Annotated in this window: 13 protein-coding genes and 1 riboswitch; of the genes, 9 read left to right on the top strand and 4 right to left on the bottom strand. The window is 43.9% G+C overall.

Going from position 1 to position 14,873, the window contains the following annotated elements; genetic code table 11:
• Positions 1–4: 4 nt before the first annotated feature.
• Complete coding sequence (gene dapA / locus ACSLBF_RS16490) at positions 5–889, bottom strand: 4-hydroxy-tetrahydrodipicolinate synthase (RefSeq protein WP_440054432.1); 885 nt, start codon at positions 887–889, stop codon at positions 5–7.
• A 123-nt stretch (positions 890–1,012) separates the two neighbouring features.
• Positions 1,013–1,188, bottom strand: a riboswitch (Lysine riboswitch).
• 47 nt (positions 1,189–1,235) lie between these two features.
• Between dapA and ACSLBF_RS16485 the strand changes: the two genes are divergently transcribed.
• On the top strand, positions 1,236–3,032 hold the full coding sequence (locus ACSLBF_RS16485; RefSeq protein ID WP_440054431.1) for a response regulator: 1,797 nt from the start codon (positions 1,236–1,238) through the stop codon (positions 3,030–3,032).
• On the opposite strand, the gene ACSLBF_RS16480 is transcribed toward ACSLBF_RS16485, so the two are convergent.
• Positions 3,018–3,635: a hypothetical protein gene (locus ACSLBF_RS16480; protein WP_440054430.1), complete on the bottom strand. Its 618-nt coding sequence runs from the start codon at positions 3,633–3,635 to the stop codon at positions 3,018–3,020. The genes ACSLBF_RS16485 and ACSLBF_RS16480 overlap by 15 nt on opposite strands.
• A 118-nt stretch (positions 3,636–3,753) precedes the next feature.
• On the bottom strand, positions 3,754–4,635 hold the full coding sequence (locus ACSLBF_RS16475) for a TraB/GumN family protein (RefSeq protein WP_440054429.1): 882 nt from the start codon (positions 4,633–4,635) through the stop codon (positions 3,754–3,756).
• 510 nt (positions 4,636–5,145) lie between these two features.
• Between ACSLBF_RS16475 and ilvG the strand changes: the two genes are divergently transcribed.
• The 8 genes from ilvG (at position 5,146) to can (ending at position 14,528) form a co-directional block, all read left to right on the top strand.
• Positions 5,146–6,810 carry an acetolactate synthase 2 catalytic subunit gene (ilvG, locus tag ACSLBF_RS16470; RefSeq protein WP_440054428.1) on the top strand — a complete coding sequence of 555 codons (1,665 nt, stop codon included), beginning with the start codon at positions 5,146–5,148 and terminating at the stop codon, positions 6,808–6,810.
• Positions 6,807–7,049, top strand: a complete 243-nt coding sequence (gene ilvM / locus ACSLBF_RS16465) for an acetolactate synthase 2 small subunit (protein WP_440054427.1) — start codon at positions 6,807–6,809, stop codon at positions 7,047–7,049. The genes ilvG and ilvM overlap by 4 nt, the downstream gene beginning before the upstream one ends.
• Positions 7,050–7,069: 20 nt before the next feature.
• Positions 7,070–7,987, top strand: coding sequence for a branched-chain amino acid transaminase (locus ACSLBF_RS16460; RefSeq protein ID WP_440054426.1), 918 nt, complete (start codon positions 7,070–7,072; stop codon positions 7,985–7,987).
• A 67-nt stretch (positions 7,988–8,054) separates the two neighbouring features.
• The gene (ilvD, locus tag ACSLBF_RS16455) at positions 8,055–9,911 is read left to right on the top strand and encodes a dihydroxy-acid dehydratase (RefSeq protein ID WP_440054425.1); all 1,857 of its coding nucleotides are present in this window, start codon (positions 8,055–8,057) and stop codon (positions 9,909–9,911) included.
• Positions 9,912–9,913: 2 nt separating this feature from the next.
• Positions 9,914–11,461, top strand: a complete 1,548-nt coding sequence (gene ilvA / locus ACSLBF_RS16450; RefSeq protein WP_440054424.1) for a threonine ammonia-lyase, biosynthetic — start codon at positions 9,914–9,916, stop codon at positions 11,459–11,461.
• A gap of 110 nt (positions 11,462–11,571) precedes the next feature.
• The gene (locus ACSLBF_RS16445) at positions 11,572–12,627 is read left to right on the top strand and encodes an ABC transporter substrate-binding protein (RefSeq protein WP_440054423.1); all 1,056 of its coding nucleotides are present in this window, start codon (positions 11,572–11,574) and stop codon (positions 12,625–12,627) included.
• Positions 12,628–12,660: 33 nt separating this feature from the next.
• The gene (locus ACSLBF_RS16440; RefSeq protein WP_440054422.1) at positions 12,661–13,833 is read left to right on the top strand and encodes a methyltransferase; all 1,173 of its coding nucleotides are present in this window, start codon (positions 12,661–12,663) and stop codon (positions 13,831–13,833) included.
• Between the two features lie 17 nt (positions 13,834–13,850).
• Entirely contained in the window at positions 13,851–14,528 is a 678-nt protein-coding gene (can, locus tag ACSLBF_RS16435; protein WP_440054421.1) for a carbonate dehydratase, read from the top strand.
• Positions 14,529–14,541: 13 nt separating this feature from the next.
• Here the strand turns inward: can and ubiK are convergent, their stop codons facing one another.
• Entirely contained in the window at positions 14,542–14,808 is a 267-nt protein-coding gene (ubiK, locus tag ACSLBF_RS16430) for a ubiquinone biosynthesis accessory factor UbiK (RefSeq protein WP_440054420.1), read from the bottom strand.
• Positions 14,809–14,873 lie beyond the last annotated feature (65 nt).

The raw sequence follows: 14,873 nt of genomic DNA, 5'->3' as shown, positions 1-14,873 counted from the left end.
TGCCTTAATTCCAAGATAAAATGCTGTCGTTTGCGCGAAGAATCGCGTCTGTAGTTGTGAGTTCTAAATGTGTCAGTGGTGGACGTAAGTGTGGTGTTTTCAACTTGCCTTGCAGGTGCATCAAGGTTTTCACTGGGATAGGACTGGCAACAGCAAATAAGCTATCGACGGCCGCTGACCAGGTGGTAAATAAGTTGGGAGAAGTGCCACTTAAGGAGCGCTTCACAAACTCTGCGGTTTGTTGCGGCCACGCATTGGCAGCGACAGAGACAAGTCCTTTAGCACCGGCTTGCGCGAAATACGGCATTAATCCGTCATCGCCACTATAAATTTCAATGTTTGGTGCGGCTTGACGAAATGCTTCGAAGTTATTGATACAGCCACTGGCTTCTTTTACGGCCCAGAGGTTAGGGTGTGATGCTAGGTTTTTTAGTAGCTCAGGTGCGATTGCGACGGCGCTCCGTCCCGGCACATTGTACAGCATGCATGGCACACTACTGGCGTCTAACAATGTGTTAAACCACTGAGTCTGGCCAACTATTCCTGGTTTCGCATAGATGGGAGTACCAAGTAATAAGGCATCAACGGGTTGCTGATTACAAAACGCAACCCACTCGAGTTGATGAGCCAAGTTGCTACCACCAACCGCAACCATCAATGGTACTTGAGGCGCAAGATTGCAAACAAATTGAACAATTTCTTTTTGTTCTTCAAAGGTGAGTGCTAACCCTTCACCTGTGCTACCAAGTAGTAAGATACCATTGCCTGCCGCTTGCTGTTCCAAAACGAGCGCTTCCAATACGGAATAATCCACTTGGTCTTGAGCCGTAAAGGGCGTAACTAACGCTGTCCACAATGGATAGTCAGACAAATTATATTGTGATTTCATCTCTACCGAACTTAAATCATGTTCGGAGTTTAGGCGGGTATAAGACGTCCAAACTTCGAACCGTTAAAATTCGAAGAGCAATGGACTTAAAAAAACGATAAGGCAAATGGCCTTATTTTTTCTAAGACCAGAAGCTCTCCACCATGTATTTTGGTGACAGTCGATGGGATTCAGCCCAATCGCCCGAAACACGTTATAGCAAATTAACGTATTTCTCGGCGTGTATTCCCCTCATTAAGCGTCGATGGAGTTTGCTCTCCTCAACTTAACTACCTGAATAACGCACCTCTTCCAGCCCTTAAGTTCGCCGATAAGGGCAAACTTTGTGAAATAGGGTGAGCGCGCATTGAAACATTTTGGCCGTCTAAGTGTCAACACTTCGGATGTAAATAATGCAATTGTTAACTACACTAAGCTCAATACCATAGGATCTGACTTAGCAATGCACAATGTAAAAACTAAATATAGAATGGCGCTGTTTGTGATGGCATCGCTAATCACCACCAATATGGTGATTATGCAATATTTGTTTATACAACAAGCAGATGACGCCAATGTGATTAACATTGCTGGGATGCAGCGGATGTTATCCCAGCGCATTGCACTACTGAGTGATAGTGTGGGTTCTGAGCAATACACGCAATTTAAGAACAGTATCGAACGATTCGAGCAAAATCACGACTTTTTACTTCAAGACGATGGACGAGATTATAAGTTTCTAACGCCAGAGTTGATGCAGTTATATTTTTCAGCTCCTGTTGAATTAGATAAACAAGTTCAAGCATTTATTCAGTTAGCCAAAGTACAAATACAGACGCCAAGTTCGGAGAGTAAGCGTTTATTAATGGCAACATCACAACAAATTTTACCTCGATTAAATGATGCAGTAACGCTTTTTGAGCAAATGTCGGAGGACAAAACGCAGCGCTTGAGAGAAGTTGAAGCGGTGCTATGGCTGCTGGGGCTTCTGGTTCTGTTTATTGAACTGAGATTTGTTTTCAACCCAATGCACCAACGGATCCATAGTACCTTGAAGCAAATTACGCAGGCCAAACAAGAGGCCGAAGATGCATTGCAATCTAAATCAAGATTTTTAGCGAGGGTTAGTCATGAGCTACGTACGCCACTGCAAGCTGCTCAAGGATACTTGCATTTGTTTAGAGAGAACAAATCGCAGAATTATTTACAAGAAACAGAGCGCTCAATTCAGCAATTAGGCCACTTGATTGCGTCTGTTGAAGATTTTAATAAGCTTAAAAATCAAGAAATAGTCATTGAGAGTCAGCGAACACACTTACAAGAAATCGTAAAATCTGCTTGTTTGCCCTACCGTTTGAAAGCTCATGAGAAATCATTGAATTTTAATTTGGCACTTAGCAATGACTTGGACGTTTGCTGTCATTGTGATCAAACTCGAGTCGCGTGGTTAATCGGTGAGTTGATAGAAAATGCGATTAAGTTTACCGAACGAGGGAGTGTGCAAATCTTTGCAGATCTACTCGTGTTGGAATCAGATACATTTTTAGAAATCCTTGTGGAAGATTCTGGCCCTGGTTTTGATTATGAAACATGGCTTGAATCTCATCAAAATGAGCACTTTCAAGGAATACAGTTAGGACTTCAGCGCTGTAAGTTGTTGGCTTCTGCGATGGGAGGAAGTTTGAGTTTTCACCCTATTGAACCAGTCGGGACCCGTGCGTATTTGTCACTGCCGCTGAAGTTTGAACACAATCATCAGTTGGAAAGCTGTACTTCGGTGTTGGGAGCAAAGTTACTATTGGTGGAGGATAACACGTTAAACGCCAAGGTAATTGAAAAAATGTTGCAAAGCATTGTACGTTCTATTGATCATGCAGAGCATGGTAAGCGCGCTTTAGAGTTGTTTAGTGACAATGACTATGACTTGATCATTATGGACTTAAATATGCCGGTGATGAATGGGTTTGAAGCAATAGCTGCGATACGAGAAACGGATCATACTATCCCGATTATTGTCGTTACTGCTAATACTTCAGAAGAAGATATTTTAAAAGCATACAAAATGGGTGCAACAGCTCACTTATTTAAGCCATTGCAACCAGATGCATTACAGCAAAAAACGTTAATGTTACTGAATCCTGTCGCTCAATCAGCGACTTCTTAACTTAACGTTACCCACCCCCGACTCTGCATCAATAATGAATTGCCCTTGACCGGAGTAAAAGCTTTCGGAGCCAACCATGCTCTTTCTCTTGTCATCACCGGTGAACCCTTTCAACGCCGTTTTACCTACACCTGATGCTAATTCAATGGACCTAAAATCTGAAGAATGGGTTGTGATGTTGATATTACCCACACCCACCTCGATGTCAGCAGAATTTTGCAGTTCGCTAATTTCGATATTGCCAACACCAACTTCGATATCCAGTGATAATGATTTAGGTACTCTAACATGCCAAGTTAGGTCATAATCGTCATTGTTTATTGCTAACGCAAGTTCACCTGCCGTACGTTTGGTCTCCAATTTGGCATCATCAACGCTGGTTGAATTACCAAACCAACTGTCTTTGTTACCTGGGTTTACAATGATTTCGACTTCGATATTTGAGCCTGAATACACTTCTAAGTCTAACTTTCCTACAGGAAAGTCGATCTCTAATTGCGTGGCATCATCTAGCGAAAATGATTCTTTAATGGTTTTTGAATCTGCTGCATGAGCAAATACACAAAGAGATGAAATAACAACGGCTAAGGCAAGTTTTCTCATAACGATTTCCTTTATTCAACTTATATTCAGTAAGTCGCAACAGAAACTACAAAAGGTTTAAACTGTTGCAAAAATAACAGCTGAAAAAATCGTTATGAGAATTTAAAATTTTGTTTCTTTATATTTTTTTAATATCAAAACCTTGTTGTTTTAACTGTGTGATCAGACCATGTTCACCAACGAGATGGAGAGCACCCACCGCAATAAATAAAGATTGCTGTTTAAGCAAAGGTGCTAATGTGGCGACCCAAGCATTATTACGTTGTATTATCATCTGTTTTTCAGCCAGTTTACCGTATTCTGAATCATCAAAACTTAACTCGTAGTAGTGTTGTAGTTTGTTCAGATCACCATTGCGCCAAGCAGAAACTAAATCTAGAAAATAGCTATCGACATCAGTGAGTTGTTCAAAAGTTTCTCTGATCATGTCATCACCGTATTTACCTAACATCGCAAACATTTCTAATTGTTGCTCCAGTGATTCAAGTTCCATAACTGGCTGATTATTTTCGTCTGCAAGCACTAGGATTTGTTTGTCTATGCCATTTGCTTCACTGAAACCTAAGCGCTGATACTCAATTTGCAACATGCTGACCATAACTGCCCAAGGGGCATAACGCTCAAATAAACCAATATCAATGTTTTTATTGGCAAAGTACTTTTTAAGTTGAAGATAGGTTTTTGGCTTTAACACTTGCTCTAGTGATTGGTTGGCAGGTAATAGCATAAAAGGTGCTGAACGCTGTTGAATCTCAACAGGAGAAAGCTGCTCTAAATTGATTTCTACAACTATTTTCTCGCTTTGTTTTAGTGCAGTGGACACTTTTGTTGGTAAGCCTTCCATTTGTTTGTCACCAACATGGACAGTACCAAATAGGTAGGAGGTTGAATTTCCCTTAGTAATTTGCCACAAACCCACTTCTGCATCGCTTTTTCCGCTGATAAAAAGCATAACGGCGCAGATCGCGAACCAAAATATAGAAAAACTCCGAGTCTTCATTTTTTCCTCTGAATATGAAATTTTCAGTATTAATTGCTCCCTATTGTGCCTTTATTTTGAGTGGTTGATAACCAAAAGAGAAAAATTAACAAATATTTCGATTGAATAATTAGGCAATAATCAACTGCTTATAAAAAAGTCTCCTTGCTCATTTTAGGTACTTGAGGGGGTTTATGCTCAATTTGCTTTAAATGGGGATATTCGTTTCTTTTATTGAGTTTTTGCTCTTGGTTTTGACATAAAATCTTTTGTTGACTTAGTGGCGTTAAACGCGGTATTAATAAAAAAAGAACGATGTTTAGTACATCAAACAAGTAAATATTTTTGGAAATTCGTAAATGCTATTAACAGTATCTATCCTAGTCGTGATTATTAACGTGGTGATTATTATTACCGCGGGGGCTAGTTAGTGCTGTAAGAAAAGTATCAGCATAAACGCCCCCCGCACCAAAAGGTTCGGGGGGCGTTTTCGTTTTAGGGCTAAACCAAGGCAAATTGAGAGCAAAAACAATGACTAATTCACTAACAGGAGCACAACTTGTCATCAAGGTGCTTGAGCAACAAGGCGTTAAAGAAGTATTTGGCTACCCAGGTGGCGCGATTATGCCAATTTACGATGCGCTTTATGGTGCACCTGTTAAACATTACCTTACTCGCCATGAACAAGGTGCGGGTTTTGCCGCCGTTGGTTATGCGCGCAGTACCGGAAAATTAGGAGTATGTTTTGCAACGTCAGGTCCAGGTGCCACAAACCTCATTACCGCGCTTGCTGACGCGATGATGGACTCAGTGCCGCTAGTTGCTATCACGGGTCAGGTTCCAACTGCAGCCATTGGCTCTGATGCGTTCCAAGAAGTGGATGTATTGGGGATGTCGTTATCTTGTACAAAACACAGTTACATGGTTGAAAGAGCTGAAGATTTAGCGGAAGTGCTGCAAGAGGCCATGTACTTAGCCCAGTCGGGCCGACCAGGACCTGTTTTAGTTGATATTCCTAAAGATATTCAACTTGCCAAAGTGCCATTCCATCCTTACGAAGTTCCAAGTGACGCGCAATATTCTGATTTATCAGCTTCGCAAGTCGAAAAAGCCAATGCGTTGCTGAGAGAAGCCAAACAGCCTGTTGCTTATATCGGGGGGGGAGTTCACAACGCCAATGCTCAACAGCAATTGATGGCGTTTTTAGAAACTACTCAGATGCCAGCCGTTTCAACTCTAAAAGCACTAGGAAGTGTGTTACCTGAATATGAATACGATTTGGGCATGCTTGGCATGCATGGTACCCAAGCCGCTAATTTGGCCGTGCAGCACTGTGATCTGCTGGTTTGTATTGGAGCGCGATTCGACGACCGAGTCACCGGTAATCTCACTAAGTTTGCTGCAGGTGCTAAGGTAATTCACCTTGATATTGATGCCGCAGAGGTGAGCAAACGCAAAAAAGCGGATGCGGCTCTAATTGCTGATTTAAAAAGCTCACTGGTGGCATTGCAGGGAGTGAAGACTGATGCAACTTGGCTTGATCATATCCTGACCTTAAAAACCCAGCATGCTTGGCGTTATGACTACCCTGGTGAAAAAGTCTATGCCCCTTATCTTCTTAATAAACTAAGCCAAGAATTGCCAAAAAGTGCAGTGGTTTGTTGTGATGTTGGACAGCATCAAATGTGGGTCGCACAGCATATGCAATTTTCTCATCCAAGTAATCACTTAAGTAGTGGCGGTGCGGGTACCATGGGCTTCGGTTTACCTGCAGCTATCGGTGCTCAGATTGCCAGACCTGAAGACATGGTGATCACTGTCTCCGGTGATGGATCGATCATGATGAATATTCAAGAGCTAGCGACGATTAGACGTAATAATTTACCGGTAAAGATTTTAATTTTGGATAACCAAAGGTTAGGCATGGTGAGGCAATGGCAAGAGTTGTTCTTTGAAGGTCGCTACAGTGAAACAAATCTATCAGACAACCCTGACTTTGTAGCGCTCGCTGCCGTGTTTGGTATACCAGGTCAAACCATCACACTTGCCAGCGAGGTAGATGCAGCTATTGATGCGCTTGTTCAGGCCCCTGGCCCATATATTTTACACGCGTGTATTGATGATAAAGAAAACGTTTGGCCGCTGGTGCCGCCAGGCGCAGCAAATGATGAAATGATGACGGAGAGCCTATCATGAAACATCACCTAACGGTTTCAGTTAAACAGCAAAGCATCGCTGTGGAGCGTTTTTTACGTGTTGCAAGACATCGTGGATTTCGTTTGACCAATTTGGAATTACAAGGTCAAGATGACCTGTACCAGGTCAAAATGACAGTAGATAGTGACAAACCTATCTATTTATTAACCTCACAACTGAGTAAGCTAGTAGAGGTGCAAAGTGTGAATTTGCACACACTACAGAAACAGGCAATTTAGAAGAATTAAGGTAGTTAATAATGACACAAACATCTGAAGTAATTTGGCACAACGGGGAAATGGTTCCTTATCACAAAGCAACCACACATGTGCTAAGTCATGCAATACATTATGGTAGCTCGGTTTTTGAGGGGATCAGAGCTTACGACACACCAAACGGCCCAGCGGTATTTCGTTTAACCGATCATATTCAGCGCTTATTCGATTCTGCAAAAATTTATCGTATGGAGATCCCTTTCACACCGGAAGAGGTGATTGAGGCTTGCAAAGAGACGATTCGCGCTAATGAATTTACCAATGCTTATTTGCGTCCGTTTGCGTTTCTAGGTCACGTTGGTCTTGGTTTGAATCCAAAATCGCACCGTGCAGACATGACCGTTGCAGCGATGGAGTGGGGAGCTTATCTTGGTGAAGAAGGGCTTGCACAAGGTGTGGATGTTTGTGTGTCGTCTTGGTCGCGTTTGGCACCGAACACGATGCCAACGGCTGCCAAAGCGGGTGGTAACTATTTATCTTCACAGCTTATTTCAGGGGAAGCTAAGCGTAATGGCTACGTTGAGGGGATTGCACTGGACGTTAATGGTTATCTCAGTGAAGGTGCAGGTGAAAATCTATTTGTGGTTAAAAAAGGCGTGTTATACACCCCACCAACTACAGCGTGTATTTTACCTGGCTTGACCCGCGATACGATCATTCACCTTGCTAAAAAGCGCGGCTATGAAGTACGTGAAGAGCCGATTGCTCGTGAAGCACTTTATCTTGCTGATGAGTTTTTCATGGTGGGAACTGCGGCGGAAGTCGTACCGGTGAGAAGTGTAGATAAAATCCCGGTCGGCAATGGTGGTCGAGGTCCTATTACTGAAGAACTGCAAACTGCTTACTTTGCCTTGGTGAAAGGTGAAGCGGAAGACGAAAACGGTTGGTTGGAATACGTTTAACAACCAATATTGAACTGGAATGAGGAAAAGCACCGCACAGCGGTGCGCTATAAAAAATAGGTGAAGCATGGCTAAATTACGGAGTAAAACAACAACTGAGGGCAGACAAAGAGCGGGTGCTCGAGCGCTGTGGAGAGCAACCGGCATGACCGACAGCGATTTTCATAAACCGATCGTCGCAGTGGTTAATTCTTACACCCAGTTTGTTCCGGGCCATGTACACCTTAACCAGCTCAGTGCGTTAATGGCAGATGCGATTTCCGAAGCTGGTGGTGTGCCGAGAGAATTTAACACCATTGCGATAGATGACGGTATTGCCATGGGACACGGCGGTATGCTGTATTCGCTTCCGTCTCGTGATTTGATAGCGGATTCTGTGGAATACATGGTGAATGCGCATTGTGCGGACGCCATGGTATGTATTTCTAACTGTGACAAAATTACGCCAGGAATGTTGCTGGCTGCACTGCGTCTTAATATTCCCGTTATCTTTGTTTCTGGTGGACCGATGGAAGCTGGAAAAACCCGTTTGGCGGATATCGACCTGAAGCTTGACTTGGTTGATGCCATGGTTAAAGGTGCCGATCCATCCGTTAGTGATGAAGATTCAGAGCAAGTAGAGCGCTCAGCTTGCCCAACCTGTGGTTCATGCTCAGGTATGTTTACCGCAAACTCTATGAATTGTTTGTTAGAAGCGCTAGGTCTGGCCCTGCCAGGTAACGGCACCACACTTGCCACGCACAAAGATCGTGAACAACTGTATTTAGGAGCTGCGCAGCGTATCATGGCTCTTTGTGATGAATATTATGGTAAAGACAACGAGCAGGTTTTACCGCGTAATATTGCTAATCAGGCAGCGTTCACCAATGCGATGACACTGGATATTGCGATGGGGGGATCATCAAACACGGTACTGCATTTATTAGCCGCAGCGCAAGAAGGCTTTGTTGATTTTGATATGAATGATATCGACAGGCTATCCCGAAGCACGCCATTTTTATGTAAAGTCGCGCCCGCGACACAGCAATATCATATCGAAGATGTTCACCGCGCAGGTGGGATCATGGCAATTCTTCATGAATTGGCGCAAGGGGACAAGCTTGATTTGAGTGTTGGTCATGTTGCCGGTGGTACTTTAGGTGATGTTATCAGTCGTTGGAATGCTTCAGATAGTAGCAATGAAAGAGCACAGACTTTTTATCGTGCCGGACCTGCCGGTATTCGAACAACGCAAGCAATGAGCCAAGAGTATCGCTGGGAAAGCCTTGATTTAGACAGACAAGAAGGCTGTATTCGCAGCATTGAACATGCTTTTAGACAGGATGGTGGGTTAGCAGTATTAAAGGGCAATTTGGCCCCTGATGGCTGTATTGTAAAAAGTGCTGGTGTTGCTGACGAAATGCTATGTTTCACAGGGCCTGCGGTGGTATTTGAATCTCAAGACGATGCAGTTGAAGGTATCTTGGGTGGCAAAGTTCAAAAAGGCGACGTGGTCATTATTCGCTATGAAGGGCCCAAAGGTGGCCCGGGTATGCAAGAAATGCTTTACCCGACCAGTTATTTGAAATCCATGGGATTAGATAAAGATTGTGCACTACTTACTGATGGTCGTTTTTCAGGCGGTACGTCAGGACTATCAATTGGTCACGCTTCGCCAGAAGCGGCAAGCGGTGGCAATCTGGCGTTAATTGAAAACGGCGACCTAGTAGCGATAGACATACCGAATCGCAGCATTGACGTAAAACTCGATGCAACAGAACTATCACTCCGCCATGAAAAGCAACTAGCGCGTGGTAAAGATGCTTACAAGCCTCTTAATCGCGAACGTTACGTTAGCCCTGCCCTCAAAGCGTATGCATTACTGGCAACAAGTGCAGATAAGGGAGCCGTGAGAGACTTGAATAAACTCGAGGAGCTTAGTTAGCTATGGTTTCTCAAGAACTCGACTACTTTCGAGCCATCATTCAAGCCAATGTCGCGCCTTTAGTCGAAGTGACTCAAGTGAGTCACCTTGAACAGCTTTCAAGTCAATTAGGCAACAAGATATGGTTGAAGCGCGAGGATCAGCAGCCTGTCTATTCGTTCAAGTTGCGTGGTGCATTTAACAAACTGAGGCAGCTACCCAAAGGTACGCGAGTATATACGGCGTCTGCAGGTAATCATGCGCAAGGGGTGGCGCTGAGTGCGACTTACTTAGGGCAGCATGCAACTATTGTAATGCCTGTGACAACGCCTGAAATCAAAGTCAATGCAGTGCGTAAATTAGGCGCAGAAGTGATTTTGCATGGTCATCATTTTGATGCGGCTAAACATCATGCATTAGCACTTTGTGAACAGCAACAAGGTGTATTTGTACCACCTTTTGATGATAGAGATGTCATCGTTGGTCAAGGCACCGTTGCGCGTGAACTAATTCAACAACTTGATGAACTCGATGTGGTTTTTATTCCCGTCGGTGGTGGTGGGTTACTTGCTGGCATGGCGGTTTATTTGAAATCACTCAGGCCGGATATTCGGGTTATCGGTGTTGAAGCACAAGACAGTGCTTGTCTTAAAGCCGCTTTGGAAGCTGGGGAGCCTGTGGAGCTGGAACGCGTGGGTGGATTTGCCGATGGCGTAGCAGTAAAGCTGGTTGGCACAGAAACGTTTCGGTTGGCACAAAAGTTTTGCGATGAAGTGGTCACCGTATCAGCAGACGAAATTTGTGCTGCCGTGCAGGACATTTTTATCGAAACCCGTGCAACGGCAGAACCATCAGGTGCACTTTCAATTGCGGGGCTGAAGAAGTGGATTGAGCAGAATAAAGCGCAAGGTCTGAATTTAGCGGCGATATTATCAGGGGCTAACTTAAATTTTGATCGCTTGCGCTATATCGCCGAGCGTACCGCGCTTGGTGCAAAACACGAAGCGTTGTTTGGGGTCACCATAAGTGAAGAAAAAGGCAGTTTTAAGCAGTTTTGTCAAACCCTTGGTGGCCGCGCGATAACCGAGTTTAATTATCGATATGCAGGACCGGGGCAAGCGCAAATTTTTGTTGGTGTGGGGTTGCGTGCAGGCCAGCAGGAACTTGATGAGCTTAAGCAAACGCTGACAACGCATGCGTATGGTTTTGAAGATTTGTCTGATAATGAGCTAGCCAAACTACATGTGCGATATATGGTCGGTGGCAAACCGCCGGCTGGACTGCATGAGCGCTTGTTACGTTTTGAGTTTCCGGAATATCCAGGTGCGTTGGCGCGATTTTTAGAAATGCTGGGCAGTGATTGGAATATTACCTTATTTCATTATCGTAATCATGGGGCAGCACAAGGCAATGTGCTTGCGGCATTTGATGTTCCGCCTTGTGATTATGCCAAGTTTGATGCCCATTTAGCTAAGCTAGGTTATGAATTTCAGGATGAAAGCGATAATCCCTGCTTTGCTCGATTTCTGCAAGGGCAGCAAGTGCATGCTCATGATCAAAAAGCTGGGTAGATAAGCAAACCCGGAATTGGTTTGTTTTGGGATTGTTTAGGGTTCTCAATTATTGCGAACTCTAAACCATAAACTATAGTTATCCATTATTTACAAAGGATAGTGGAAACATGACATTAAGGGCGTTTACCTTTGTATTGCTGTGTAGTGTCACGTATGCAACCCAAGCCCTTGAGCAGGTCAATCTGCAGTTAAAGTGGACCCATCAATTTCAATTTGCCGGTTACTATGTTGCTAAAGAAAAAGGCTTTTATGAACAAGAAGGATTAAAGGTCAATATTTTACCAGCGGATCCGAGTAACCCAAACCCCGATTTTAAAGTGCTTTATGGGCAGGCGCAGTTTGGCATTTTTCATTCTGGTATCTTAAAGCAGCGACTCAGTGGCAAACCTTTTGTCGCGTTAGCGGCAATTTTACAATCTTCTCCCTACTGCTGGATGGTAAAAGCCGAGAGTGATATATACGAACCAGCCGACTTCAAAGGCAAAAAGGTCAGCCACCTAGGGCATATAGAAAATGCTGAGCTGCTTTATATGTTGCAACGCGCAGGGGTAAATGTGCAAACGCTGCCGCTTTACGCCGGAGAAAACCCTATCCAAGATTTTATTGCAGGACGCTTTGATGCAATGCAAGTGTACAGTACCAATGAACCGTATGTGATGCGACAGCAGGGTATTAAAGTCAGAGAAATCTGTCCAAAACACTATGGATTAAACGTGTATGGTGACATTTTATTTACCACCGAAAACGTTATTGCTCAGCGGCCGGATCTGGTGCAGCGGTTCCGAAGAGCTTCTTTGAAAGGCTGGCGTTATGCATTTTCATATATGGATGAAGCATTGCGTATTACTCACCAGCAGTACGCTACTCATAAGACCATGGCGCAGTTAGCGTTTGAAGCGGAACGATTGGGAGCACTGGCGAACTTAGCCAATCTGCCAATTGGAAATATGTCTGATGCCAAGTGGGCTTGGATTGCTGAATTATACCAACTTGACACCGCTCAGCTTCAAAGCGAAAAAGCGAACTTTATTTACAGTGAAACGGTAGAAAGTGAAAATAGCTGGTCTTGGATGCTGATTATCGCGGCAATTTTAACCCTGATCTGTGTGCCGATGTATGTGAAGCTGATCTTTTTAAAGAAAAATAACTACCAATTGCGCTAAAATAGCGAAAAAACAGTCAGAGTAGTGATTTTTGTGTCTTTGCTTCAACAATTTCTCCAGCTTGATGCTTTATTGCGGCAAACCAAACCGTATTGGCAGCTGATGGCATTTCAACATCATACATTGCCATGGTTGGATCTTGCCCCCGTGCTTGAGCAACTCAGTGATCAAGAAGTGAATGACATTGACTCGTGTGAGCAACGGCTACACGCACTGTTTTTACCGTATATTGAGCCGCTAGTAACGCTTAATAAACTATGTCATTTACCTCACTTACACGCGCCACGAACTGAGTTACCATTTTGGTTGAGCAACGGTGTAAAAGGGCGAAAACTAGCGCAATTACAAGACTTCGTTAGTGCGGTAGACGAACAGCAACTACCCGTATTGGAATGGTGTGCAGGAAAGGGACATTTAGGACGTTTACTGGCGTTTCACGGCGCGCCAAAGGTGGATAGTGTTGAGTTACAAGCAGGGCTCTGCGAACAAGGGCGGGCTGCGGCAAAAAGTCAGGAGCTAGCCGTTCAGTTTCATTGTGCAGATGTACTAAATGATCAGGTTGAGCATCTTTTTAATGAACATCAGCACGGCGTTGCGTTACATGCGTGTGGCCAACTACATAGGGTATTCTTAACTCATGCGGTCACGCAGCAAACCAAGAAGCTATCGTTATCGCCTTGCTGTTATCACCTGTTCACCCCCTCACTATATCAATCTTTGAGTCAGGCTGCACAGACAACAGAGTTAGCGTTAACTCATCATGATATGAAGCTTGCGTTGCAAGAAACCGTGACTGCACCTGCACGAGTAGCATCAATCAGAAAAACGGAAGTCAGTTGGCGGTTAGGGTTTGATGCATTACGTAAAGATCTGACCGGAGAACAGAGTTATATCAGCGTTCCTTCCGTTAACAAGGCGATTTTCTCAACCAGTTTCAAGGAATTTTGTGAGTGGGCAAGTGAGCAAAAACAACTTCCTTTGCCAACAGGAATTGATTACGAAAAGTATCAGGCATTGGGAGAAGCGCGTAAACGCATCACGGACAGAATCGAATTGGTTCGACATTTGTTTCGACGCCCGATTGAAATGTGGTTAGTGCTAGATAGAGCTTTATATTTACAAGAGGCTGGGTATGATGTTCGAGTGAGTACGTTTTGTGACAAGCGACTCACACCAAGGAATATTTTAATACAGGCCACTAAATAGGTGGCTGGAGAATAAAAATGTGTAAACACCCTACCAGCCAGTTGGAGCACTTGCTTCAAAACAACAAGAACTGGGCAGCGCGAACAGAAGCCGCAGATCCCGAGTTTTTCAAAAAGCTGTCGCAACAACAAAACCCGGATTACCTGTGGATTGGCTGTTCTGACTCGAGAGTACCCGCCAATGAAATTGTCGATCTTATGCCTGGCGAGCTGTTTGTACATCGTAACGTAGCAAATGTGGTTGTACACACCGATCATAACTGTCTGTCGGTAATGCAATATGCCGTGGAAGTTTTAAAAGTCGAGCATATTATGGTGGTTGGTCACTACGGTTGTGGTGGTGTGCAAGCCGTATTAGATGAAGCTAAATTTGGTCTTATTGATAATTGGCTGCGTCATGTTGCTGATGTTAAAGAAAAACATCAGTCGATATTAGAAAAAGTATTAGCAGATAAGCAGTGTGCGGTCTTGTGTGAACTGAATGTTATCGAGCAAGTTCGCAATGTATGTATGAGTAACATTGTTCAAGAGGCTTGGCAGCGTGGACAAGCTTTATCGGTACACGGTTGGGTTTATGGTCTAGCTGATGGGCTACTTAATGAAGTAGCGAATGCGGTGGACGCAGCAGATACGGTTGCTTTAAATTACGAAAAGGCGCTGCTAAAACTAAATCAGCGCTATGTAGAGAAACAATGAGTAAGGGTTAACCTTACTCAGCACTTTCTGTCGGAGTTGCTTGTTTCGCTTCCAATTCAGCAACGCGCGCCTCTAGCTCGGCTAGCTTTTCACGCGTGCGGATCAGCACTTTGCTCTGGATATCAAATTCTTCACGACTGACAAAATCCATCTCAGATAATTTAGATTGGATCACTTGCTTTGTCTTGGCTTCGAATGTATCCGCCAGGTTTTTTACACCTTGGGGCATGTTACTTGAGATCTGCTTGGCGATTTCTTCGAGCTTTGCTGGGTTAATCATATTTATACCTTTGCTTTTCGCATCATATATCTGCATCTTACCTCAACAGCGGGAGAGGGAAAAGT

Origin of the sequence: Pseudoalteromonas sp. T1lg65 (genome assembly GCF_051930985.1) — a bacterium.
Taxonomy (GTDB): domain Bacteria; phylum Pseudomonadota; class Gammaproteobacteria; order Enterobacterales; family Alteromonadaceae; genus Pseudoalteromonas.
The sequence above is the reverse complement of the archived record's forward strand: the minus strand, read 5'-3'. Positions and strand labels throughout refer to the sequence as shown.